This is a genomic window from Pantoea folii (assembly GCF_056678875.1).
In genome coordinates this window covers 16,855-38,645 of record NZ_JBWXON010000003.1, presented here as the reverse complement: position 1 = coordinate 38,645, position 21,791 = coordinate 16,855, and the positions used below count along the sequence as shown (strand labels likewise).

The 21,791-nt window shown below is 56.2% G+C and carries 15 protein-coding genes; 11 read left to right on the top strand and 4 right to left on the bottom strand.

Annotation, left to right across the window (positions count from 1 at the left end; translation table 11 throughout):
- The first annotated feature begins 75 nt into the window (after positions 1–75).
- From AC1MDE_RS05265 to lplT, 6 genes are all read left to right on the top strand, one after another.
- Complete coding sequence (locus tag AC1MDE_RS05265; protein ID WP_058961814.1) at positions 76–1,320, top strand: MdtA/MuxA family multidrug efflux RND transporter periplasmic adaptor subunit; 1,245 nt, start codon at positions 76–78, stop codon at positions 1,318–1,320.
- Positions 1,317–4,511, top strand: coding sequence for an efflux RND transporter permease subunit (locus AC1MDE_RS05260; protein WP_480344360.1), 3,195 nt, complete (start codon positions 1,317–1,319; stop codon positions 4,509–4,511). Before AC1MDE_RS05265 ends, AC1MDE_RS05260 begins: the two co-directional genes overlap by 4 nt.
- Positions 4,511–7,612: a multidrug efflux RND transporter permease subunit gene (locus AC1MDE_RS05255; RefSeq protein ID WP_480344359.1), complete on the top strand. Its 3,102-nt coding sequence runs from the start codon at positions 4,511–4,513 to the stop codon at positions 7,610–7,612. Before AC1MDE_RS05260 ends, AC1MDE_RS05255 begins: the two co-directional genes overlap by 1 nt.
- A gap of 3 nt (positions 7,613–7,615) precedes the next feature.
- The gene (locus AC1MDE_RS05250) at positions 7,616–9,010 is read left to right on the top strand and encodes an efflux transporter outer membrane subunit (RefSeq protein WP_058961812.1); all 1,395 of its coding nucleotides are present in this window, start codon (positions 7,616–7,618) and stop codon (positions 9,008–9,010) included.
- Between the two features lie 661 nt (positions 9,011–9,671).
- Positions 9,672–11,822 carry a bifunctional acyl-ACP--phospholipid O-acyltransferase/long-chain-fatty-acid--ACP ligase gene (gene aas, locus AC1MDE_RS05245; RefSeq protein ID WP_480344358.1) on the top strand — a complete coding sequence of 717 codons (2,151 nt, stop codon included), beginning with the start codon at positions 9,672–9,674 and terminating at the stop codon, positions 11,820–11,822.
- Positions 11,819–13,009 carry a lysophospholipid transporter LplT gene (gene lplT / locus AC1MDE_RS05240; protein WP_058961810.1) on the top strand — a complete coding sequence of 397 codons (1,191 nt, stop codon included), beginning with the start codon at positions 11,819–11,821 and terminating at the stop codon, positions 13,007–13,009. The genes aas and lplT overlap by 4 nt, the downstream gene beginning before the upstream one ends.
- 202 nt (positions 13,010–13,211) lie before the next feature.
- Here the strand turns inward: lplT and AC1MDE_RS05235 are convergent, their stop codons facing one another.
- The 4 genes from AC1MDE_RS05235 to mutH all read right to left on the bottom strand — a co-directional run bounded on the left by AC1MDE_RS05235 (position 13,212) and on the right by mutH (position 16,349).
- Positions 13,212–14,252, bottom strand: a complete 1,041-nt coding sequence (locus AC1MDE_RS05235) for an NADP(H)-dependent aldo-keto reductase (RefSeq protein ID WP_045816396.1) — start codon at positions 14,250–14,252, stop codon at positions 13,212–13,214.
- 143 nt (positions 14,253–14,395) lie between these two features.
- On the bottom strand, positions 14,396–14,614 hold the full coding sequence (locus AC1MDE_RS05230) for a YgdI/YgdR family lipoprotein (RefSeq protein WP_034823127.1): 219 nt from the start codon (positions 14,612–14,614) through the stop codon (positions 14,396–14,398).
- A 117-nt stretch (positions 14,615–14,731) separates the two neighbouring features.
- Complete coding sequence (locus AC1MDE_RS05225) at positions 14,732–15,442, bottom strand: TerC family protein (RefSeq protein ID WP_034823125.1); 711 nt, start codon at positions 15,440–15,442, stop codon at positions 14,732–14,734.
- 220 nt (positions 15,443–15,662) lie between these two features.
- Complete coding sequence (gene mutH, locus AC1MDE_RS05220) at positions 15,663–16,349, bottom strand: DNA mismatch repair endonuclease MutH (RefSeq protein ID WP_034823117.1); 687 nt, start codon at positions 16,347–16,349, stop codon at positions 15,663–15,665.
- Here mutH and AC1MDE_RS05215 point away from each other — a divergent pair.
- The 5 genes from AC1MDE_RS05215 (at position 16,348) to thyA (ending at position 21,611) form a co-directional block, all read left to right on the top strand.
- Positions 16,348–16,521: a hypothetical protein gene (locus AC1MDE_RS05215; protein ID WP_160868318.1), complete on the top strand. Its 174-nt coding sequence runs from the start codon at positions 16,348–16,350 to the stop codon at positions 16,519–16,521. The genes mutH and AC1MDE_RS05215 overlap by 2 nt on opposite strands.
- A 512-nt stretch (positions 16,522–17,033) precedes the next feature.
- Positions 17,034–17,564, top strand: coding sequence for an RNA pyrophosphohydrolase (gene rppH / locus AC1MDE_RS05210; RefSeq protein ID WP_034823115.1), 531 nt, complete (start codon positions 17,034–17,036; stop codon positions 17,562–17,564).
- Positions 17,565–17,576: 12 nt separating this feature from the next.
- Entirely contained in the window at positions 17,577–19,823 is a 2,247-nt protein-coding gene (gene ptsP, locus AC1MDE_RS05205; RefSeq protein ID WP_038645088.1) for a phosphoenolpyruvate--protein phosphotransferase, read from the top strand.
- Between the two features lie 115 nt (positions 19,824–19,938).
- Positions 19,939–20,820: a prolipoprotein diacylglyceryl transferase gene (gene lgt / locus AC1MDE_RS05200; RefSeq protein WP_034823111.1), complete on the top strand. Its 882-nt coding sequence runs from the start codon at positions 19,939–19,941 to the stop codon at positions 20,818–20,820.
- Positions 20,817–21,611 (top strand): thymidylate synthase, encoded by a 795-nt coding sequence (gene thyA, locus AC1MDE_RS05195; RefSeq protein WP_045816400.1) that lies wholly within the window; start codon positions 20,817–20,819, stop codon positions 21,609–21,611. The genes lgt and thyA overlap by 4 nt, the downstream gene beginning before the upstream one ends.
- The last annotated feature ends 180 nt before the right edge of the window (positions 21,612–21,791 follow it).

Here is a 21,791-nt window from a genome sequence, read left to right as displayed (position 1 = left end):
AGTGATGATTTACTTTGAAATAATCCCCTGTTAGTGCAGGGGATTTTCCTTTTTCCTGTTTATCTGAAGAGTCCGATGACAATTAATTCCCCTGGCAAATCGCGTTTCCACTGGCTGAAATGGCTACTCATTTTACTTGTTGTGTTAATCGTGGCTGGCGTGATTTGGCGCGTTGTCGGCGGCCATGGCGGTGCGCCGGGCGGCATGCCACCGGGAGGCGGAAAGGGCGGTCATCGCGGGGGCGCAGGCGGCCCTCCGGGCATGGCGATGATGGGCGGCAGTGCCACGCTGGTGCACAGTGGCGTGGCCACGACGGCCAACGTGCCGGTGTATCTCAATGCGCTGGGCACGGTGATCCCCAATGCCAGCGTTACCGTGACCAGCCGCGTAGCGGGTCAACTGGAAAAAGTGTTCTTTACCGAAGGGCAAAAAGTCGAGGCCGGACAGCTGCTGGCGCAGATCGATCCACGCAGCTATCAGGCGACACTGGCGCAGTATCAGGGCGATCTCAATCAGAACCAGGCATTGCTGAAAAGCGCCGAGTTAACGCTGGCCCGCTACAAAAAACTGGCGGCCCAGGACTCGTTGTCACGCCAGGATCTTGATACGCAAACCGCCACCGTCGGGCAGTATAAAGGTGCTGTAGCGGCCGATCAGGCGCAGATCGCCAGTGCGAAGCTGGATATTGAGTATGCGCGCATCACTTCACCAGTCAGCGGCCGTGTCGGCCTGCGTCTGGTCGATCCGGGCAATATGGTGCAAACCACCGATACCACTGGCATTGTGGTGGTGACGCAGATGCAGCCTGCTGCCGTGACCTTCAGTGTGCCGCAGAGCAATATCGCGCAGCTCACCAAAGCGCTGCATAACGGGCAGAGTTTACCGGCGGTGGCTTTTGATCAGGACAACAGCACCCAACTGGCGCAGGGTAGCGTGCAGTTCATTAGCAACCAGATCGATACCAGCACCGGCACCATCGAGCTAAAAGCCACCTTCCCAAATGAAGATGAATCACTGTTTGCCAATCAGTTTGTGAATCTGCGTCTGCAAACCAACATTCTGAATAACGCCACGGTGATCCCGGCTCAGGCGCTGCAACTGAGCAGTGACGGCAGCTTTGTGTTTGTGATCAATCAAGACAACACCGTCACGCGCAAAGCGGTGACCACCGGCCCGGCGTTTGGTGAAGATCAGCAGTCGATCCTTAAAGGCGTCGAGCCGGGCGAGCGTCTCGTCACCGAAGGCATCGATCGCCTGACCAACGGCAGTAAAGTCTCTCTGGCCGATGACAGCAAACCTGCCACAGCGGCCAAAAAATGAATCCGTCACGTCTGTTTATCCAGCGTCCCGTCGCCACCATCTTGCTGATGGTCGGCGTGCTGATTTCCGGGATCTTTGCCTATAAATTCCTCTCCACCTCGGCGCTGCCGCAGGTGGATTATCCGACCATTCAGGTCACCACCCTGTATCCCGGGGCCAGCCCGGATGTGATGGCATCGTCTGTGACCTCACCGCTGGAACGCCAGCTGGGGCAGATGGCCGGTTTAAGCCAGATGACCTCCACCAGCTCCGGTGGCTCCTCGATCATCACGCTAAAATTCAGCCTCGATCTGTCGCTGGATGTCGCCGAGCAGGAAGTGCAGGCGGCGATCAATGCCGCCAACAACCTGCTGCCGAGCGATCTGCCCAATCCGCCGACCTATAAAAAGGTCAACCCGGCGGATACGGCGGTGATTACGCTGGCGGCCAGCTCGGATAACCTGCCGCTGACGCAGGTGCAGGATCTGGTGAACACCCGCGTGGCGCTGAAGCTGTCGCAGATTAACGGCGTCGGCATGGTGACATTGGCAGGTGGTCATCAGCCGGCTATCCGCGTGCAGATGGACCCGAAAGCGCTGGCGGCACACAAGCTGTCGCTGGAAGACGTGAATACGTTGATCAGCAACAGCAACGTCAATGGCTCAAAAGGCGGCTTCGATGGCAAATACCATTCGGTGACCATCGATGCCAACGATCAGCTGCGCACCGCCGATGAGTACGGCAATCTGATCATCACCTATCAGAACGGTGCTGCACTGCGCCTGAAAGATATCGCGCACATCGAACAGGGGCCGGAGAACAGCTTCCAGTCGGCTTGGGCCAATAACAGCCCGGCGATTGTGATCAGCGTGCAACGCCAGCCTGGTGCCAACGTGATTCAGGTGGTGGACAGCATCAAAGCGCAGCTGCCAACCCTGCAGGCCGCGTTGCCCGATGGCGTGAAGATGAGCATCTTGTCGGATCGCACCCAAACCATCCGTGCATCCATCAGCGACGTGCAGTTTGAGCTGATGCTGTCGGTGGCGCTGGTGGTGATGGTCACCTTCCTGTTCCTGCGCAATGTGGCGGCGACGCTGATTCCAAGCGTGGCGGTGCCGCTGTCACTGATTGGCACTTTCGGCGTGATGTATCTGGCCGATTTCAGCCTGAATAACCTGTCGCTGATGGCGCTGACCATCGCCACCGGCTTCGTCATCGATGATGCGATTGTGGTAGTGGAGAACATTTCGCGTCGGCTGGAAGAGGGCGAAACGCCGATGCAGGCGGCGCTGAAAGGCTCGCAGCAGATCGGCTTCACCATCATCTCGCTGACCTTCTCGCTGATTGCAGTACTGATCCCGCTACTGTTTATGGGCGATGTGGTAGGGCGCTTGTTCCGCGAGTTCGCCATTACGCTGGCGGTGTCGATTCTGGTGTCGATGGTGGTGTCACTGACGCTGACGCCAATGCTGTGCGCCTATCTGTTGCAGCATATTCCGGAAGAGAAGCAGTCTCGTTTTTCGCGTAAGGGCGGACAAATATTCGATAAGTTGGTGCACGGTTACGACCGCTTGCTGACGGTGGTGCTGAATCATCAGAAACTGACGCTGCTGGTGGCGCTGGCGACCTTTGCGCTGACAGCGCTGCTGTATATCGCCATCCCGAAAGGTTTCTTCCCGACGCAGGATACCGGACTGATTCAGGGTGTCACCGTGGCGTCGCAGGATGTGTCGTTTAGCGAGATGTCGAAGCGTCAGCAGGCGCTGGCGAAAGTGATTCTGCAGAACCCGTCGGTGGATAGCCTCTCTTCCACCATCGGGATTGACGGCAGCAACACCAGCCTCAACAGTGGCCGTATCCAAATCAACCTGAAGTCGTTTGATGAGCGCGATGACAAAGCCGATGTGGTGATCAAGCAGCTGCAGCAGGCGGCGGAGCAGGTGGCGGGCATTCAGCTCTATCTGCAACCGGCGCAGGATTTGACGGTCAACGATCAGGTCACGCCGAGCCAGTATCAGTTCACGCTGGATGACGCAGACAGTGAAAACCTGGTGAGCTGGACGCCGAAGATGGTGGCGGCCTTGCAGCAGCGCCCGGAATTTAACGGCGTGGTGAGTAACCTGCAGGATCAGGGCCGTGTCGCCTATGTCGAACTGAACCGCGACAAAGCCGCGCGCTACGGCATTACCGCCTCGGATGTGGATACGGCGCTTTACAACAGCTTCGGTCAGCGTCTGGTTTCCACCATCTTTACCCAGGCCAATCAGTATCGTGTGGTGCTGGAAGTGGCACCGCAGTATCAGCAGTCGCCGGCATCGTTTGATGATGTCTATCTGCCGGTGAGCAGCAGTTCCAGTACCTCAACCAGCAGCAGTTCGAGCACGACATCCAGCAGCTCAAGCAGCAGTTCGACCACCAGCTCGGACAGCGACACCACTACCGGGATGGTGAAACTGACCTCGATTGCCACCATTCACCAGCGCACCGGTTCACTGATGCATATGCGTCTGAATCAGTTCCCGGCGGTGATGGTGTCGTTCAATCTCAACAGCGGTTATTCGCTGGAGGATGGGCAGAAGGCGATTGCCGAAGTGACGCAGCAGCTGGATCTGCCATCCAGCATTACGCTGCGCTATCAGGGAGAAACCTCGGCATTCCAGAGCGCGACCGGTAACACGCTGTGGCTGATTCTGGCCGCACTGATCACCATGTATGTGGTGTTGGGCATCCTGTACGAGAGCTTTATTCATCCGGTGACGATTCTCTCGACGCTGCCATCAGCGGCGGTGGGTGCGCTGTTGACGCTGTTGCTGGCGGGCAGTGAATTCAGTTTGATCGCCCTAATCGGGGTGATTTTGCTGATCGGCATCGTGAAGAAGAACGCGATTATGATGATCGACTTCGCGCTGGAGGCCGAAAACAAGCAGGGCATGAGTGCGCGTGATGCGATTCATCAGGCCTGCTTGCTGCGCTTCCGTCCGATCCTGATGACCACCATGGCGGCATTGCTCGGTGCACTGCCGCTGATGCTGGCCTCAGGATCCGGCGCCGAACTGCGTCAACCGCTTGGTCTGGTAATTGTCGGGGGGTTGATTGTCAGCCAGGTGCTGACGCTGTTCTCCACGCCGGTGATTTATCTGTGGTTCGATGGCATTGCGCAGCGCGGCAAGCGCTATATGCAGCGTAAACAGCAGCAGGCGCGGAGCGAGTAATGAACCTCACCAGACTCTTTATCTTCCGTCCGGTCACCACGTTGCTATTAACGTTGTCGATCATGCTGCTCGGTTTGCTGGGTTATCGGCTGTTGCCGGTGGCTCCTCTGCCGCAGGTGGATTTCCCGACCATTATGGTCAGCGCCAGCTTAGCCGGTGCCAGCCCGGAGACCATGGCGGCCACGGTGGCGACGCCGCTGGAGCGCTCGCTGGGGCAGATCGCGGGCGTCACCGAAATGACTTCGACCAGTTCGCAGGGCTCCACCAGCGTGATTTTGCAGTTTGATCTCGACCGCGACATCAACGGCGCGGCGCGCGATGTGCAGGCGGCGATCAACGCCGCGCGCAGTCTGCTGCCGAGCGCGATGGAATCACTGCCGACCTATCGCAAAGCTAACCCGTCCGATGCACCGATTGTGATGCTGGCGTTGACCTCCGCCACGCGCACGCCGGGTGAGCTCTACGACCTGGCCGAGAGCAAAATCGAGCAGGCGATGGGGCAGGTCAAGGGCGTGGGCGAAGTGTCACTAATGGGCAGCGCCTTGCCCGCCGTGCGTATCGATCTGCAACCGCTCAAGCTGGCGCAATACGGCATCTCGCTGGACACGGTGCGTGAAGCCATCGCCAACAGCACCACCAACAAACCCAAGGGCATTCTGCAGGGTAGCCAGCAATCATGGGTGGTGGACAGCAACGGTCAGTTAGATAAAGCGGCGCAGTATCAGGATCTGATCGTCAGCTATAAAGACGGCAAAGCGGTGCGCCTGCACGATGTCGCCACCGTCTACGATTCGGTGGAAGATCAGTATCAGGCCGGTTTCCTCAATTCGCAGCCGTCAGTCATGGTGGGCATTAAGCGCCAGGCCGGTGCCAATATGCTCGACACCATTGATGCCATCAAAGCGCAGTTGCCAGCGCTGGAAAAAGATCTGCCTGCGGATACCCAGTTGAAAGTGGTGGTGGATCGTTCCCCGACGGTGCGTGAATCTTTGTATGACACCGAAGAGACGCTGCTGATCGCCATGCTGTTGGTGATCGCGGTGGTGTTTGTGTTCCTGCGTAACGTGCAGGCGGTGGTGATCCCGGCGCTGGCACTGCCGGTGTCGTTGATTGGCACCTGTGCAGTGATGTATCTGCTGGGCTACAGCCTCGATAACCTTTCGCTGATGGCACTGATCATCGCCACCGGATTTGTCGTCGATGATGCCATCGTGGTGCTGGAGAACATCACGCGCCATATCGAAGAAGGTTTGAGTCCGCTGCGGGCGGCGCTAAAAGGCGCGCAGGAAGTGAGTTTCACTGTGCTGTCGATGACCATGTCGCTGGTGGCGGTGTTTATCCCAATCCTGCTGATGGGCAGTATTGTCGGTCGTCTGTTCCGCGAGTTTGCGGTGACGCTCACCGTCTCGCTGTTGATCTCGATGTTTGTCTCGCTGAGCCTGACGCCGATGCTGTGCGCGCGTCTGCTGAAGCCAAAACCGAAAGTCAGCAAGCGCCCGCATCCGCTATATCAGTTTATCGAAAACCAGCTGAATGCTTTGCTGGCGGCCTACTCGCGTGGTCTGGCGTGGGTGATGGCGCACCAGAAGATCACCATGTTCAGCCTGGTGCTGACGGTGTTGCTCAACCTGTTTCTGTTCACCGTGGTGCAGAAGGGCTTCTTCCCCAATCAGGATACCGGCCTGCTGATGGGCGCACTGCGCGCCGATCAAAACATCTCGTTCCAGGCGATGAAGCCGAAGATGCTGGAGTTCACCAAGATCATCCAGTCCGATCCCGCAGTGGACAGCGTGATGTCGTCGATGGGTAGCGGCATGTTTGGCTCGCGCAATAGCGCCAACTTCTTTGTGCGTCTTAAAGACTTTAGCGATCGCGATGCCACGGCCACCGAAGTCGCCAATCGACTGAGCCTGAAGACCAGCCATATCGCTGGGGCGCAGATGTTCCTGATGGCGGCGCAGGATCTGCATATCGGTGGGCGCAGTGCCAATGCCACCTATCAATACAGCTTGCAGGCGGACGATCTGGATGTGCTGCGCGAGTGGACGCCGAAAGTGCAGGCCGCGCTGGCGGCGATCCCACAGCTCAACAGCGTGGACTCCGATTCGCAAACCGGCGGCCAGGAAGTGGTGATCAATATCGATCGCGACCGCGCGCAACGCCTCGGCGTGAATGTGCAGATGCTGGATACCATGCTGAACAACGCCTTTAGCCAGCGCCAGGTGGCGACGCTGTATCACACGCTGAATCAGTATCATGTGGTGATGTCGTTGCAGGACAGCTACACGCGCGATCCGGAGATTTTGAAAGAACTGTATGTGATCAACGACAGCGGCGATCGTGTGCCGCTCTCCGCTTTCGCCAGCTTCAAAGGCGGTAATGCGCCGCTGTCGGTAGCACATCAGGGCCAGTCAGCCACCAGCACCATAGCATTCAACCTCAACGATGGTGTGTCACTGGAGCAGGCACAGGCGCTGATCAAGCAGGCGATGGCGCAGCTCGGTTTACCGTCCACCATTCAGGCCGGTTTTGCTGGCACCGCAGCCGCCTTTGCGCAGCTGTCCGCCACCATGCCGTGGCTGATTATTGCCGCACTGGCGGCGGTGTATATCGTGCTCGGCGTGCTGTATGAGAGCTACATCCATCCCATCACCATTCTTTCGACGCTGCCATCAGCGGGGGTTGGCGCGCTGCTGCTGCTGCTGCTCACCAATACCCAACTGACGGTGATTGCCCTGATCGGCATCATTCTGCTGATTGGCATCGTGAAGAAGAACGCCATCATGATGATCGACTTTGCAATCCACGCTGAGCGTACGCAGGGGATGTCGCCGAAACAGGCGATCACGCAGGCCTGTCTGATGCGTTTCCGTCCGATCATGATGACCACGCTGGCCGCCTTCTTTGGTGCTTTGCCGCTGGCATTAGGCAGCGGCGGCGATGCGGATCTACGCAGCCCGCTCGGCATCGCGATTGCTGGTGGTTTGGCGCTGAGCCAGCTGTTAACCCTGTTTACCACGCCGGTTGTTTATCTCTGGCTCGATAGTTTAAGCCGTGCCACCAAACGTCAGTGGCAGCGGATGCGTCATGTGGAATCCTGATCGATGAAAAATGTTCTGAAATTTACCCCGATGGTAGCGGCACTGTTGCTGGCGGGTTGTGCGGTGGGGCCGGATTATCAGCGCCCGACCATGGCGATGCCGACCCACTTTAAAGAAGCCAAAGGCTGGCAGCAGGCCGCGCCGCAGGATGAGCAGAGCAAAGGCGACTGGTGGTCGGTGTATCACGATGCCACGCTGGATAGCCTGTTGCGTCAGGTGAGCATCTCCAACCAAAACGTGGCGAGCTATGCCGCGCAGTACCGTGAAGCGCAGGCGCTGACCTCGCAGTCACGCGCCGCGTTATTCCCGTCGGTGAGTTACGACGCCAGCAGTACGCGCAGCGGCAGTCGGGCCAGCACCACCGGCCAGCGCAGCGTCAGCAACGCGCATGCCGCCGATCTCAGTGCCAGCTGGGAGCTGGATTTGTGGGGCAAACTGCGCCGTACGCTGGAAGAGAACAAAGCCAGCGCGCAGGCAAGTAAGGCCGAACTGGCGAATATCACCCTAAGTGCCCAATCGGAGCTGGCGCAGGATTACTTCCAGCTGCGCATCCTCGACGAAAAAATTGCTCTGTATCAGCGCAGTATCGATGCCTATCAGCGCTATATGACGGTGATTCAGAATAAGTACTCGGCGGGCAGCGAATCACGCGCCACGCTGGCACAGGCGCAGATGCAGCTGGAGAGCGCGCGCGCCTCAGCACAGGATTATCAGTGGCAGCGTGCGCAGTCGGAACACGCCATTGCGCTGTTGCTGGGCCGTGCACCGGCTGATTTCTCGCTGCCAGTGGCTAAGCTGGATGCCACGCTGCCAGCCATCCCTAACAGCCTGCCTTCTGCCTTGCTGCAGCGTCGTCCGGATATCGCTTATGCCGAACGTAACGTGGCAGCGGCCAATGCGGCGGTGGGCGTAGCGATTGCCGGTTACTATCCCGATCTGACGTTAAGTGCCACGGGCGGCGTGAGTTCATCGGCCATCAACAGTCTGTTCTCACTGCCAAATCGCGTCTGGTCATTAGGGCCGGAGTTAAGCGGCACGCTACTGGACTTCGGTGCCACCTCAGCCAAAGTGGAGCAGGCCCGCGCCGCCTATGACGCCAGCGTGGCGGATTATCGCCAGTCGGTGCTGACGGCGATGGGGGAAGTGGAAGATTATCTGGTGCAGCTGAATACGCTGAAGGGCGAGATAGCTTCACAGCAGCTGGCGACCAGCGCCGCGCAGGAGTCAGCACGCGTGACGCGTAATCAGTATGATGCCGGAATGATTGATTACCTTGATGTGGCGACCACCGAAAACAGCAGTCTGAGTGAGCAGCAGAGCTTACTGTCACTGCAGAGCACCCAGTGGGTGAGCAGCGTTGAGCTGATCGCCGCGCTAGGCGGGGGTTGGCAGGGATAAGTGTTATTCGTTCTGGCAGGGATGAGTTTTAGCATCATAGATGAAGGTTGTCTGGCAGTTTAGAACAGCTGAGTTTGAGGCTGTTGATTCTGTTGTGGGCTTTTTTAGCGCGCGGATGGGCCATAGCCCCTCTGCGGCGGCCGGGCAGTCCTCGCGCCGCTGACGCGGTGCCTTCGTCTTCCACGTCGTGCCTACGGACCGTTCGGGTAAGGCCGTCCTGGCCAACCCGAACTGCCAGTCGCATCCATGCGACTGGCTCCTGGCCCAACGTAAAAGCCTCAGCGCTGCGGATAGCCCGACCGCCGCAGAGGGGCTTTGGCCTTAAGCATTGTGCTTTTTTGAACGAAACACCGAAAAAATACACGCTCCGCTTGCCTTCTTTCCTAACAGATATGAGCCAATGTGCAGCCTGTTCTCTCTTTGGCAAAACGCATCGATACTAATAGTCTTATTTTCAACAACACCCACTGATGCCAAAGCGCCCACAGTCTGCATTAGCACTGAGCAGCATTTCACAATAAACAGCACCCCAACGGCACATTTTTACCGGCTATGCACCACACCCACCTCAATTCCTCACCATAAATCACCGCAGCACTTGTCGAAAATCGTCAGATATTGCAAGGTAAGCGCCATATTTTACCGCTGCTAAGGAGCTGGCATGCTTTTCACTGTTCTGCGTTTCCTGTTTCGCCTGTTATGGCGGGTGGAACTGCGTGGCGATCTCACCGCACTGCACAAAGAAAAAGTGCTGATCACCCCTAACCATATGTCATTCCTTGATGGCATTTTGGTGGCGCTGTTTTTGCCGATTAAACCGGTGTTCGCCGTCTACTCCTCGATCAGCGATCAATGGTTTATGCGGCTCCTGAAGCCGATTATCGACTTCGTGCCACTCGATCCCACTAAACCGATGTCGATCAAACATCTGGTGCGCATGATCAATGAAGGTCGTCCGGTGGTGATCTTCCCGGAAGGCCGTATCACCGTGACCGGATCGCTGATGAAAATCTACAGCGGTGCGGGCTTTGTCGCGGCGAAATCGGGTGCGACCGTGGTGCCCATGCGCATCGAAGGGGCGGAATATACGCCGTTTGGTCGTCTGGCGGGCGTATTTAAACGCCGCCTGTTCCCGCGCATCACCTTAAGCGTCTTACCGGCTACCGTCATTCCGATGCCCGAAGCCAAACGCGCACGCGATCGCCGCATACTGGCGGGTGAGCACTTACATCATGTGATGATGGAAGCGCGCATGGCGGTGCGTCCACGGGAAACGCTATTTGAAGCCTTCCTTAATGCACGCCAGCGTTATGGCCTGACTAAACCTTGCATCGAAGACATCAATTTCAAGCCGGACAGCTACACCGGGCTGCTGAAAAAATCGCTCGGCGTCGGTCGAATTCTTGAACGCTACAGCCAGCAGGGTGAATACGTTGGTCTGCTATTGCCGAATGCCACCGTCACGGCGGCGGCGATCCTCGGGGCGTCACTGCGCGGGCGCATCCCGGCGATGCTCAACTACACCGCGGGCGTCAACGGCATGCGTGCGGCGCTCACCGCTTCGCAGGTCAAAACCGTGTTCACCTCGCGCCAGTTCCTTGAGAAAGGCAACCTGGAGCACCTGCCGCAAGGCTTAACTGAAGTCCAGTGGATCTACCTCGAAGACCTGAAAGATACGGTCACACTGAAAGACAAGTTGTGGATTCTGGCTCACTTGCTGATGCCGCGTCGCGCACAGGTCAGGCAGCAGCCGGAAGATGCCGCGATGGTGCTGTTCACTTCGGGTTCGGAAGGCAATCCCAAAGGCGTGGTGCACTCGCACAAAAGCCTGCTGGCTAACGTTGAACAGATTCGCACCGTGGCGGATTTCACCCCGCGCGATCGCTTTATGTCGGCGCTGCCGCTATTCCACGCTTTCGGCCTTACGGTCGGCCTGTTTACGCCGCTGCTAACCGGCGCGCAGGTGTTCCTCTATCCGAGCCCGCTGCATTACCGCATCGTGCCCGAACTGGTGTATGACCGTAACTGCACCGTGCTGTTTGGGACGTCGACTTTCCTCGGCAACTATGCGCGCTTTGCCAATCCGTATGATTTTGCACGCCTGCGCTATGTGGTAGCGGGTGCAGAGAAGTTGCAGGAAGGCACGCGCCAAATCTACGCCGAGAAGTACGGCATTCGTATTCTTGAAGGCTACGGCGTCACCGAGTGTGCGCCAGTGGTGGCAATCAACGTGCCGATGGCGGCGAAACCTCACACCGTGGGTCGTATTCTGCCCGGCATGGATTCACGTTTGATCTCCGTGCCGGGTATTGAGCAGGGCGGTCGTCTGCAACTGCGTGGTCCGAACATCATGAACGGTTATCTGCGCGTCGAGAATCCTGGCGTGCTGGAGAAGCCAGTAGCCGATAACGGTGAAGGCGAGATGGAAGCCGGTTGGTACGATACCGGCGACATTGTTAGCTTCGATGAAGGTGGCTTCTGTCAGATTCAGGGCCGTGCCAAACGCTTCGCCAAAATTGCCGGTGAGATGGTGTCACTGGAAAGCGTCGAACAGATCGCTTTGAAAGCCTCGGGCGAGAAGCAGCATGCCGCGTCACTGCGCCCTGACGGTCATCGCGGTGAAGCCTTAGTGTTGTTCACTACTGACAGCGAACTGGGTCGTGAGCAACTGCTTAAAGCCGCCCGCGATATCGGTGCGCCAGAACTGGCTGTGCCGCGTGACATTCGCTTTATGAAACAGCTGCCGCTGCTGGGTAGCGGTAAACCAGACTACGTCAGCCTGAAACAGCTGGCCGAAGAGGATCAAGCATGAGTCAGGCGGTTAATCCCGATTCACCGTTACTGTCACGCAATATGATGGCGGTGATTGTGGCGCAGTTTTTCTCCGCGTTTGGCGATAACGCGCTGCTGTTTGCCACGCTGGCGGTGCTGAAAAGTCAGCTCTATCCCGACTGGAGCCAGCCGATTCTGCAGATGATGTTTGTGGCCACTTACATTCTTCTGGCGCCGTTTGTCGGGCAGATGGCTGACAGCTTTGCCAAAGGCCGGGTGATGATGTTCGCCAACAGCCTCAAGCTGCTGGGCGCACTGGTTATCTGTTTTGGCTTCAATCCATTCCTTGGCTATACGCTGGTGGGTATTGGTGCGGCATCCTACTCGCCTGCTAAGTACGGCATCCTCACCGAGATCACCAGCGGTGAACGACTGGTGAAGGCCAACGGTCTGATGGAGTCCTCTACCATTGCTGCCATCCTGTTGGGTTCAGTGGCAGGCGGTATTCTGGCGGACTGGAATCTACTGGCCGCACTGATTGTGTGTGCACTCACTTACGCGTTGGCAGTGGTGGCGAATATCTTTATTCCTAAGCTGTTGGCGGCACGACCGGGTCAGAGCTGGCAGTTTGGTGCCATGTTCCGCAGTTTCAAAGAATCCGCTTTGCTGTTGTGGCGTAACGGCGAGACGCGTTTTTCCCTGCTCGGCACCAGCATGTTCTGGGGCGCAGGCGTAACGCTGCGTTTCCTGCTGGTGCTGTGGGTGCCCGTGGCGCTCGGTATCACCGACAATAAAACGCCCACCACGTTAAATGCCATGGTGGCGATCGGGATTGTGATTGGCGCTGCCGCGGCGGCGAAACTGGTGACGCTGCAAACCGTGCGCCGCTGCATGCCCGCCGGGATATTAATTGGCGTGATGGTGGTGGTGTTCTCACTGCAAACCAGCTTGCTGAATGCCTATCTGGTACTGATGGTGTTGGGTGCGCTCGGTGGCTTCTTCGTGGTGCCGCTTAATGCGCTGTTGCAGGAGCGCGGCAAAGAGTCGGTGGGCGCGGGTAATGCGATTGCCGTACAGAACTTCGGTGAAAACATCGCGATGTTGGTGATGCTGGCGCTGTACACCATCGCTGTTAAGTTGGGTGCACCTGCAGTGGCAACCGGTATCGGGTTCGGTGGGATTTTTGCTGTGGCGATTGCGTTGCTGTGGTGGAAATCGCGCCGTTAAGGCGGTGCGTTGAAAAACCAGGTCGCCAGCAATGGCGACCATAGATCCGAAATGCGCGCATTCGGGTGCACACAATCAAAAACCGCGTCATACGCCTGTAGGGTGTGCATCCAGGCACATCGGGCCAAAGTCTTAGCCACCAGGCCATCAATGCTGCAGGTCGTTGCGACGCAAACCGTTGCGCCGCAACGATGACATCCCGTTAGGGTGCCGGGTAAGTATACTGACGATGAATCGCTTCCAGTTCCTCTAACACATCGGCATTCAGCGTCAGGTTGAAACTCTCCACGTTAATCTTCAGCTGTTCCAGCGTCGTCGCGCCCAGCAGGGTACTGGCGACAAATGGCTGCTGACGGACGTAAGCCAGTGCCATCTGTGACGGATCCAGATTGTGCTTCTTCGCCAGACCAACATAAGCGGCAATCGCCTGATTCGACTGCTCACCGCTGTAGCGGGTGAAGCGGCTGAACAGGGTGTTACGCGCACCGGCGGGTTTTGCACCATTCAGATATTTGCCGCTCAAAGTACCAAACGCCAGGCTTGAGTAGGCCAGCAGTTCAACGCCTTCGTGCTGGCTGATTTCCGCCAGGCCAACTTCAAAGCTGCGGTTCAGCAGGCTGTACGGGTTCTGAATGGTCACAATACGCGGCAACTCGTGCTTCTCAGCCAGCTGCAGATAGCGCATCACGCCCCATGCGGTTTCGTTAGACACGCCGATGTAGCGAATCTTACCTGCGCGCACCTGCTCATTCAGGGCTTCCAGCGTTTCCAGCAGCGTCACGTTGGCGGTGGTTTCGCTGTACTGGTAACCCAGTTTGCCGAAGTAGTTGGTTTGACGTTGCGGCCAGTGCAGCTGGTAGAGATCGAGATAGTCGGTGTTCAGACGCTTCAGGCTGGCATCCAGCGCTTCGCGAATGTTTTTGCGATCCAGTGCCTGGTTAGGGCGAATCGACGCATCTGCGCCGCGCACCGGACCGGCAATTTTGCTGGCCAGAATGATCTTGTCACGGCTGCCGCGCTTCTTCAGCCAGCTGCCAATGTACTGTTCGGTTAATCCCTGGGTTTCCGGGCGCGGCGGCACCGGATACATTTCAGCGGTATCAATCAGGTTGATGCCACTGCTAATCGCGTAATCGAGTTGCGCGTGGGCGTCGGCTTCGCTGTTTTGCTCACCAAACGTCATGGTTCCTAACCCAAGTTGGCTGACTTCCAGCGTACTGTGGGGGATGCGGTGATAATGCATTGCCGGCTTCCTTTTTTCATTATGAAAGGGAATGTTGTGTCCTCTGGGACTATATCCTGTGAAGCGGCGCGGAAGGAAGGGGGGAAAGTTCGGGAAATCGCCTGCACTGGGGAAAAAATCGTGCAGGCAATCGAATTTGGCACTTAACGCTCAATGATGGTGGAGACCTCGTCACCATTGATCTGCATCACATGACCTTGATCGTCAGTGTACTGCACCAAACCTGTCTCTTTATCGATGGACGGTTTGCCATCAGTTTTAATCATACGGCCATCTTTGGTCGCCATCACGTAATCACTGCTGCAACCACTCAACGTCAGCGCGACCAGCATAATACCCACGACACTCACCAACCCTTTCATTCTTATCTCCCTCAACCTACTTCAACTGCAAAAGTGTAGTAATAAATGCTTTCGCTGGCTGACGTAATCGCATCATTCCTAAAATTAAAGGGCGAGATGCGCTCGCCCTTGACATCGTTAAGCCGCGCTTTTCTTGCTGCGCATCAGGTTCAGGCACTCCACGGCCATGGAGAAAAACATGGCAAAATAAATGTAACCTTTTGGTACATGGATACCGAAACTCTCCAGAATCAGGGTAAAGCCGACCAGAATCAGGAATGCCAGCGCCAGCATTTTCACCGATGGATGACGCTCAACAAATTCACCAATGGCGCGTGCGGCAAACATCATCATCAGCACCGCTATGACCACGGCAGCCATCATGATGAACAGATGATCGGACAAGCCGACAGCGGTGATCACCGAATCGAGGCTGAAAATAATGTCCAGCAACATGATCTGAACGATCGCGCCGAAGAAGGAGTGGACGTTGGTTTTGTGCTCACCTTCGGCGCCTTCGATGGTTTCATGAATCTCCATGCTGGATTTCCACAGCAGGAACAGACCACCAAACAGCAGGATCAGGTCGCGCGCCGAGAAGCTGTGATCCATCAGGGTAAACAGCGGATTGGTGAGACGGACTACCCAGGCAATGGACGCCAGCAGACCCAGTCGCATCAGCATGGCACCCATTAAACCGAGGCGGCGAGCTTTGTTTTGCTGGTGTTTCGGTAACTTAGCGACAACCAGCGACAGGAAGATAATGTTGTCGATACCCAAAACCACTTCCAGAATGGTCAATGTTCCCAGTGCCAGCCAGGCATTGGGATCAGCAATCCAGTCAAACATGAATCATTCAATCCTAAACGAAAATTAAACGGCGATTATACACGTCCTGGTTCGGCTCCCCTAATGGGGCCTACTTTTGGTGCAGCTGCCTTGGCTGCTCACGTTCACCCCAGTCACTTACTTATGTATGCTCACGGGGATTTGCGTACTTGCCGCCTTGCTGCACCAAAAAAAGGCCCCATCAGGGGAACCGAACCAGTCGTGTAAGGAGTCGAGTCATTTACAGTAGAAAATGGCGTGCCAGCAGCGGTCCGGTGAAGCTTTTCTTGAGATAAAAACCGCGCGGTAGCGTCATTATAGGCTCTCCATGCTCACCGATGGCTTCGGTCAGGGCTTTACTGTTGGCGGCTTTCGGGCGGATCTGCAGCCAGGCACCGTGTCGGGCGGTGATGCGTTCCACCTGACCCAGCACGATCATATCCATCAACTCTTCCCAGTCTTCACGCAGTTGCTGATCTTCTTCCTCACTGGGCTGCCATAACAGCGGCGATCCCACTCGACGATCCGCGAGGGGCAAAGCACGGTCACCCTCAATCGGGATCCACAAAACGCGAGCCAGCTTGTGGCGCACATGGCTGGTCTCCCAGGTTACGCCGCTGTTGCCGGTCAGAGGCGCAACGCAGACAAAGGTGGTTTCCAACGGTTTGCCCAGCGCATCCACGGGGATGGTCTTGAGTTCGATACCGAGATGGGCGAAATCCTGCTCCGCTTTGCTGCCCGCGCTGGCACCAAGGTGCAGCTCAATCAGCATGCCAACCCAGCCTTTATCCCGCCGCAAATCGGCTGGCACCGGCAAACCCAGCTGAGCTGCCAGTGCAGCAAACGTCTGGCCTGCCAGCTGTTGTGCACGTTGCAGTAATTCCGCTTCATCTTGTGGTGGCGGCGGCAATAAAACGGGGGAATTCATGGCAAAACTCATATTGGTTAAAGGATGTACAGCGCTGGCGGGTACGAGTTTTCCACATGCGCGCAGCGTGAATAACCGTGATAATAGCATGATTAAGCGTGCTTTTTTATTTGCATTGCCGGACGGTTGTGGATGCTATGGCAAGGTTATCCCAGTTTGTTATCGACAATGAACAGGATCTCCAGACTACTTATCCACAGAATGGTGGGATAACCCCCCTCACAGAGCACCCCTGTTTCGATTTACAGCCTTGACTTTAGCGATTTGGACGCTTTTTTTCCTTTCTTTGACCAGGTTTAGGGCATTATCTGTGGATAAAATCGACGGTGGTGGATCTTTGAGCAGCGAATGGAGCCTGAGGATAATTAGAAAGTGATCCGCGTTAAAACAACACTGTCATTTTTTTCTATCACTATGATTAATGGTGTTTTTAGTGCTATTCTTAGTCTGCCTTATGAGAATTTTCCGAAGTGGTTATTCAACTCATTCCCGTGTTCTGCACAAAGCTATCCACAGAAAAGGTGAATAAGATCGCCCTGAAAACCGCTCCGCTGTTTATAACTTGGCTAAACTCTGTGAGTTATCCTGTTTTTATTCGGCTATCGCCCCGGATATCCAGTGGTTTACCGCCTGTAAGGAGTGTGAAACAATCAGGCTATTCAAATTTAGCTTTGAGGTAGTCCAGTGATCGATGATGATGGCTACCGCCCGAATGTTGGTATCGTAATCTGTAACAGGCAAGGACAAGTGTTATGGGCCAGGCGCTTTGGACAGCACTCCTGGCAATTTCCTCAGGGAGGCATCAATCCGGGTGAAACCGCTGAACAGGCGATGTATCGCGAACTGTTCGAAGAAGTGGGTTTACACCGCAAAGATGTTCGAATACTTGCTTCAACCCGTAACTGGTTACGTTACAAGTTGCCAAAACGTTTGGTGCGTTGGGACACAAAGCCGGTGTGTATCGGCCAGAAACAAAAGTGGTTTCTTCTGCAGTTGATGTGTAGTGACGCGGAGATCAATGTGCAACACAGCAGCACGCCGGAGTTTGATGGTTGGCGCTGGGTCAGCTTTTGGTATCCGGTGCGTCAGGTCGTCTCTTTTAAGCGCGATGTCTATCGCCGCGTGATGAAAGAATTCGCTGGCGTGGTGATGTCTATGCAGGAGAGTGCGGGGCAGCGTAATAACAATGCCGCTCATCGACGTAAAAGAGGATAGGCCACGCCCTTTATGCTCACTCAGTTGCGCGAAATAGTAGAGAAAGTGGCGAGTGCTCCGCGTCTGAATGAAGCACTCGACATTCTGGTAAACGAAATTTGCCTTGCGATGGAAACCGAGGTCTGCTCGGTTTATCTCGCAGATCACGATCGTCGTTGCTACTACCTGATGGCGACGCGCGGGCTGAAAAAGCCGCGCGGTCGCACTGTCACGCTGGCGTTTGATGAAGGTATTGTCGGGCTCGTCGGACGTTTAGCCGAGCCGATCAACCTTGCCGACGCGCAAAGCCATCCCAGCTTCAAATACATTCCTTCTGTTAAAGAAGAGCGTTATCGCTCTTTCCTTGGCGTGCCGATCATCAGCCGTCGCCAACTGCTTGGCGTGCTAGTGGTTCAGCAGCGCGAACATCGTCAGTTCGACGAAAGCGAAGAATCTTTCCTGGTGACACTGGCCACGCAGATGGCAGGCTTGTTATCGCAATCACAGCTCGGCCAACTGTTTGGTCAGTTCCGTCAGACGCGGGTGAAAGCCATCGCGGCGGCGCCTGGCGTGGCGGTCGCGCCCGGTTGGGTTGATGAAACCCAGCCCTTGCTGGATCAGGTCTCTGCGGCCTCCACGCTGGATGTGCAGCGTGAACGCGAGCGTCTGGTGCTGGCAATGGGCGAGGCGGGCAATGAATTTCGCCGCTTCAGCAAACGCTTTACCGCCAGCGTGCAAAAAGAGAGTGCGGCGATTTTTGATCTCTACTCGCACCTGTTAACCGATGCCCGTTTGAAAAAAGATCTGTTTGCCGAGATTGATCGCGGATCGGTTGCCGAGTGGGCGGTGAAAACGGTGATCGAGAAGTTCGCCGAACAGTTTGCCAGCCTGCAGGATCAATATTTACGCGAGCGTGCGGGCGATTTGCGCGTGCTCGGACAACGTCTGCTATTCCATCTCGACGATACGCTGGTCGGCACCAATGCCTGGCCTGAACGCTTCGTGCTGGTGGCGGATGAACTCACCGCGACCACGCTGGCAGAGCTGCCACCGGAGCGTTTAGCCGGTGTGGTGGTACGCGACGGTGCGGCCAATTCCCACGCGGCTATTCTGACGCGCGCGATGGGCATTCCCACCGTCATGGGTGCGGATATCATCCCTGCGCAGCTCAACAAACGCCTGCTGATTGTCGATGGCTATCGCGGCGAGTTGTTAATCGATCCTGAACCCGTGCTGGTGCAGGAGTATCAGCGTTTGATCAGCGAAGAAAATGCGCTGAGCAAAATGGCGGAAGGCGTGGTCGAGCAGCCCGGCGAGCTGAAAAGCGGCGAACGGGTGCAGGTGATGCTGAATGCGGGCCTGAGCCCTGAGCATGAGCAGAAGCTGGATAACTGGGTGGATGGCATCGGCCTGTACCGCACAGAAATTCCATTTATGCTGCACAACGGATTCCCGTCGGAAGAGGAGCAGGTCGCGCAATATCAAGGCATGCTGCAACTGTTCTACGATAAGCCGGTGACGTTGCGTACGCTGGATGTCGGCGCCGATAAACAGCTGCCTTACATGCCGATCAGTGAAGAAAATCCTTGCCTCGGCTGGCGCGGCATTCGTCTGACGCTCGATCAGCCAGAAATTTTCCTGGTGCAGGTACGTGCCATGCTGCGTGCCAACGTGGCCTCCGGCAATCTCAGCATTCTGCTGCCGATGATTAGCCATATCGATGAGATCGACGATGCGCGTCGTCTGATCGATCGCGCCGGTCGTGAAGTGGAAGAGATGCTGGGCTATGTGATCCCGAAACCGCGTATTGGCGTGATGATCGAAGTGCCGTCCATGCTGTTTATGATCCCGCATCTGGCGGATCGCGTGGACTTTATTTCGGTGGGCACCAACGACCTGACGCAGTATCTGCTGGCGGTGGATCGCAACAATACCCGTGTGGCGAATCTCTACGATCCGCTGCATCCGGCGATGCTGCGCGCGCTGCAGAGCATTGCCCACGAAGCCCGTCAGGCCAAACTGGAACTCTGCCTGTGTGGTGAAATGGCCGGCGACCCAATGTGCGTGGCGCTGCTGGTGGGCATGGGTTATCACCACCTCAGCATGAACGGTAAAAATATTCCGCGCGTGAAGTATCTGTTGCGCCACCTCGATCACGAGGAAACGCAGAAGCTCAGTGAAAATGGCGTGGCGGCCCATACCGCTTCAGAAGTGCGCCATCTGGTGTCCGCGTTTATGGAGCGACGTGGCCTGGGCGGTTTGATTCGCGGCGGCCGTTAACGGCGTTTACATTTCCGCGGCAATTGTGAAAAGCGGCTGTGCTATCATGCGCAGCCTTTTATGGTATGACCCCTTAGCCAGACCCGTTTCAGGGCAGAAAAAACGATGGTGAAAGATGACTAACGGCTACATTTCGTTTCCCCAATTCGATCCGGTAATTTTCTCCATCGGACCGATTTCGCTTCACTGGTACGGTTTGATGTATCTGGTGGGCTTTGTATTTGCTATGTGGCTGGCGGTGCGCCGTGCCAACAAACCCGGCAGCGGCTGGAAAAAAGAAGAAGTGGAAAACCTGCTGTATGCGGGCTTCCTCGGCGTGTTCCTCGGTGGCCGTATCGGCTACGTGCTGTTCTATAACCTGCCGCTGTTCCTCGATAATCCACTCTATCTGTTCAAAGTCTGGGATGGCGGTATGTCGTTCCACGGTGGCTTGATTGGAGTGATCGTGGTGATGCTGGTGTTTGCGCGTCGTACCAAACGTACTTTCTTCCAGGTGTCTGATTTCATTGCGCCGCTGATTCCGTTTGGTTTGGGCGCCGGTCGTCTTGGCAACTTTATCAATGGCGAGCTGTGGGGCCGTGTCGATCCTAACTTCAAATTCGCCATGCTGTTCCCGGGTTCGCGCAGTGAAGATATCGCGCTGGCGGCCAACAATCCGCAGTATCAGCAGCTGCTGAGCACTTACGGTGTGTTGCCGCGTCATCCCTCGCAGCTGTATGAGCTGTTCCTCGAAGGTATCGTGCTGTTCATCATCCTCAACCTGTTTATTCGCAAGCCGCGCCCGATGGGCAGCGTCTCTGGCCTGTTCCTGATTGGCTATGGCGCTTTCCGCATCATCGTCGAATTCTTCCGCCAGCCGGATGCCCAACTGGGCCTGTTTGAAGGCGGCATCAGCATGGGGCAGATTCTCTCGATCCCAATGATTCTGGCCGGTGTGATTATGATGATCTGGGCGTTCCGTCGTCGTCCGCAGCAACAAACTCGTGAGGTAAAATGAAACAGTATCTGGATTTAATGCAACATGTGCTGAATGAAGGCGCAGAGAAAGCCGACCGTACCGGTACAGGCACCCTGTCGATTTTCGGCCACCAGATGCGTTTCAATTTGCAGGATGGTTTTCCACTGGTCACCACCAAGAAGGTGCACCTGCGTTCGATCATTCATGAACTGCTGTGGTTTCTGAAAGGCGAAACCAATATCAGCTACCTGAAAGATAACAAGGTGACGATTTGGGACGAGTGGGCGGATGAGAATGGCGATTTAGGACCGGTCTACGGTAAGCAATGGCGCAGCTGGGGCAGTGCGTCAGGCGAAGAGATCGACCAGATTAGCAAAGTGATTGAGCAGTTGAAGCGCGATCCCGATTCACGCCGCATCATCGTATCGGCATGGAACGTGGGCGAGCTGGATCAGATGGCGCTGGCACCTTGTCATGCCTTCTTCCAGTTTTACGTGGCAAACGGCAAGCTCTCTTGCCAGCTTTATCAGCGCTCGTGCGATATCTTCCTTGGTCTGCCTTTCAATATCGCCAGCTATGCGCTGCTGGTGCATATGGTGGCGCAGCAGTGCGATCTGGAAGTGGGTGATTTTGTCTGGACCGGTGGCGATACCCATCTGTACAGCAATCATCTGGAACAGGCACAGCTGCAGCTGACGCGCGAGCCGCGCCCGCTGCCGAAACTGGTGATCAAACGTAAACCTGCTTCTATCTTCGATTACAACTTTGAAGATTTTGAGATTGAGGGTTACGACCCGCATCCGGCCATTAAAGCGCCGGTTGCGGTGTAAACGCACGCGTCATCACGCTGAAGCCCTGCCACTGTGCGGGGCTTTTTTATCTCTGTTATCTGTATCCGCCTCGCAAAAATTTGTCTCTGCCTGTACCGCGCGAAAACAGCCTGCGCGACGCTTTCCATCCTGCCGCTTGATGCCTTGTTGCCTGTTCGATTGAAGCGCACATTGGCTGCC

Excerpts from the sequence above, each read along its gene's own strand:
- AC1MDE_RS05265 (WP_058961814.1), top strand. The coding sequence starts at position 76 with ATGACAATTAATTCCCCTGGCAAATCGCGTTTCCACTGGCTGAAATGG.
- aas (WP_480344358.1), top strand. The coding sequence starts at position 9,672 with ATGCTTTTCACTGTTCTGCGTTTCCTGTTTCGCCTGTTATGGCGGGTG.
- AC1MDE_RS05225 (WP_034823125.1), bottom strand. The coding sequence starts at position 15,442 with ATGTTTGACTGGATTGCTGATCCCAATGCCTGGCTGGCACTGGGAACA.
- lplT (WP_058961810.1), top strand. The coding sequence starts at position 11,819 with ATGAGTCAGGCGGTTAATCCCGATTCACCGTTACTGTCACGCAATATG.
- AC1MDE_RS05260 (WP_480344360.1), top strand. The coding sequence starts at position 1,317 with ATGAATCCGTCACGTCTGTTTATCCAGCGTCCCGTCGCCACCATCTTG.
- AC1MDE_RS05215 (WP_160868318.1), top strand. The coding sequence starts at position 16,348 with ATGGCAAAACTCATATTGGTTAAAGGATGTACAGCGCTGGCGGGTACG.
- mutH (WP_034823117.1), bottom strand. The coding sequence starts at position 16,349 with ATGAATTCCCCCGTTTTATTGCCGCCGCCACCACAAGATGAAGCGGAA.
- AC1MDE_RS05250 (WP_058961812.1), top strand. The coding sequence starts at position 7,616 with ATGAAAAATGTTCTGAAATTTACCCCGATGGTAGCGGCACTGTTGCTG.
- thyA (WP_045816400.1), top strand. The coding sequence starts at position 20,817 with ATGAAACAGTATCTGGATTTAATGCAACATGTGCTGAATGAAGGCGCA.
- lgt (WP_034823111.1), top strand. The coding sequence starts at position 19,939 with ATGACTAACGGCTACATTTCGTTTCCCCAATTCGATCCGGTAATTTTC.
- AC1MDE_RS05230 (WP_034823127.1), bottom strand. The coding sequence starts at position 14,614 with ATGAAAGGGTTGGTGAGTGTCGTGGGTATTATGCTGGTCGCGCTGACG.
- AC1MDE_RS05255 (WP_480344359.1), top strand. The coding sequence starts at position 4,511 with ATGAACCTCACCAGACTCTTTATCTTCCGTCCGGTCACCACGTTGCTA.
- AC1MDE_RS05235 (WP_045816396.1), bottom strand. The coding sequence starts at position 14,252 with ATGCATTATCACCGCATCCCCCACAGTACGCTGGAAGTCAGCCAACTT.
- ptsP (WP_038645088.1), top strand. The coding sequence starts at position 17,577 with ATGCTCACTCAGTTGCGCGAAATAGTAGAGAAAGTGGCGAGTGCTCCG.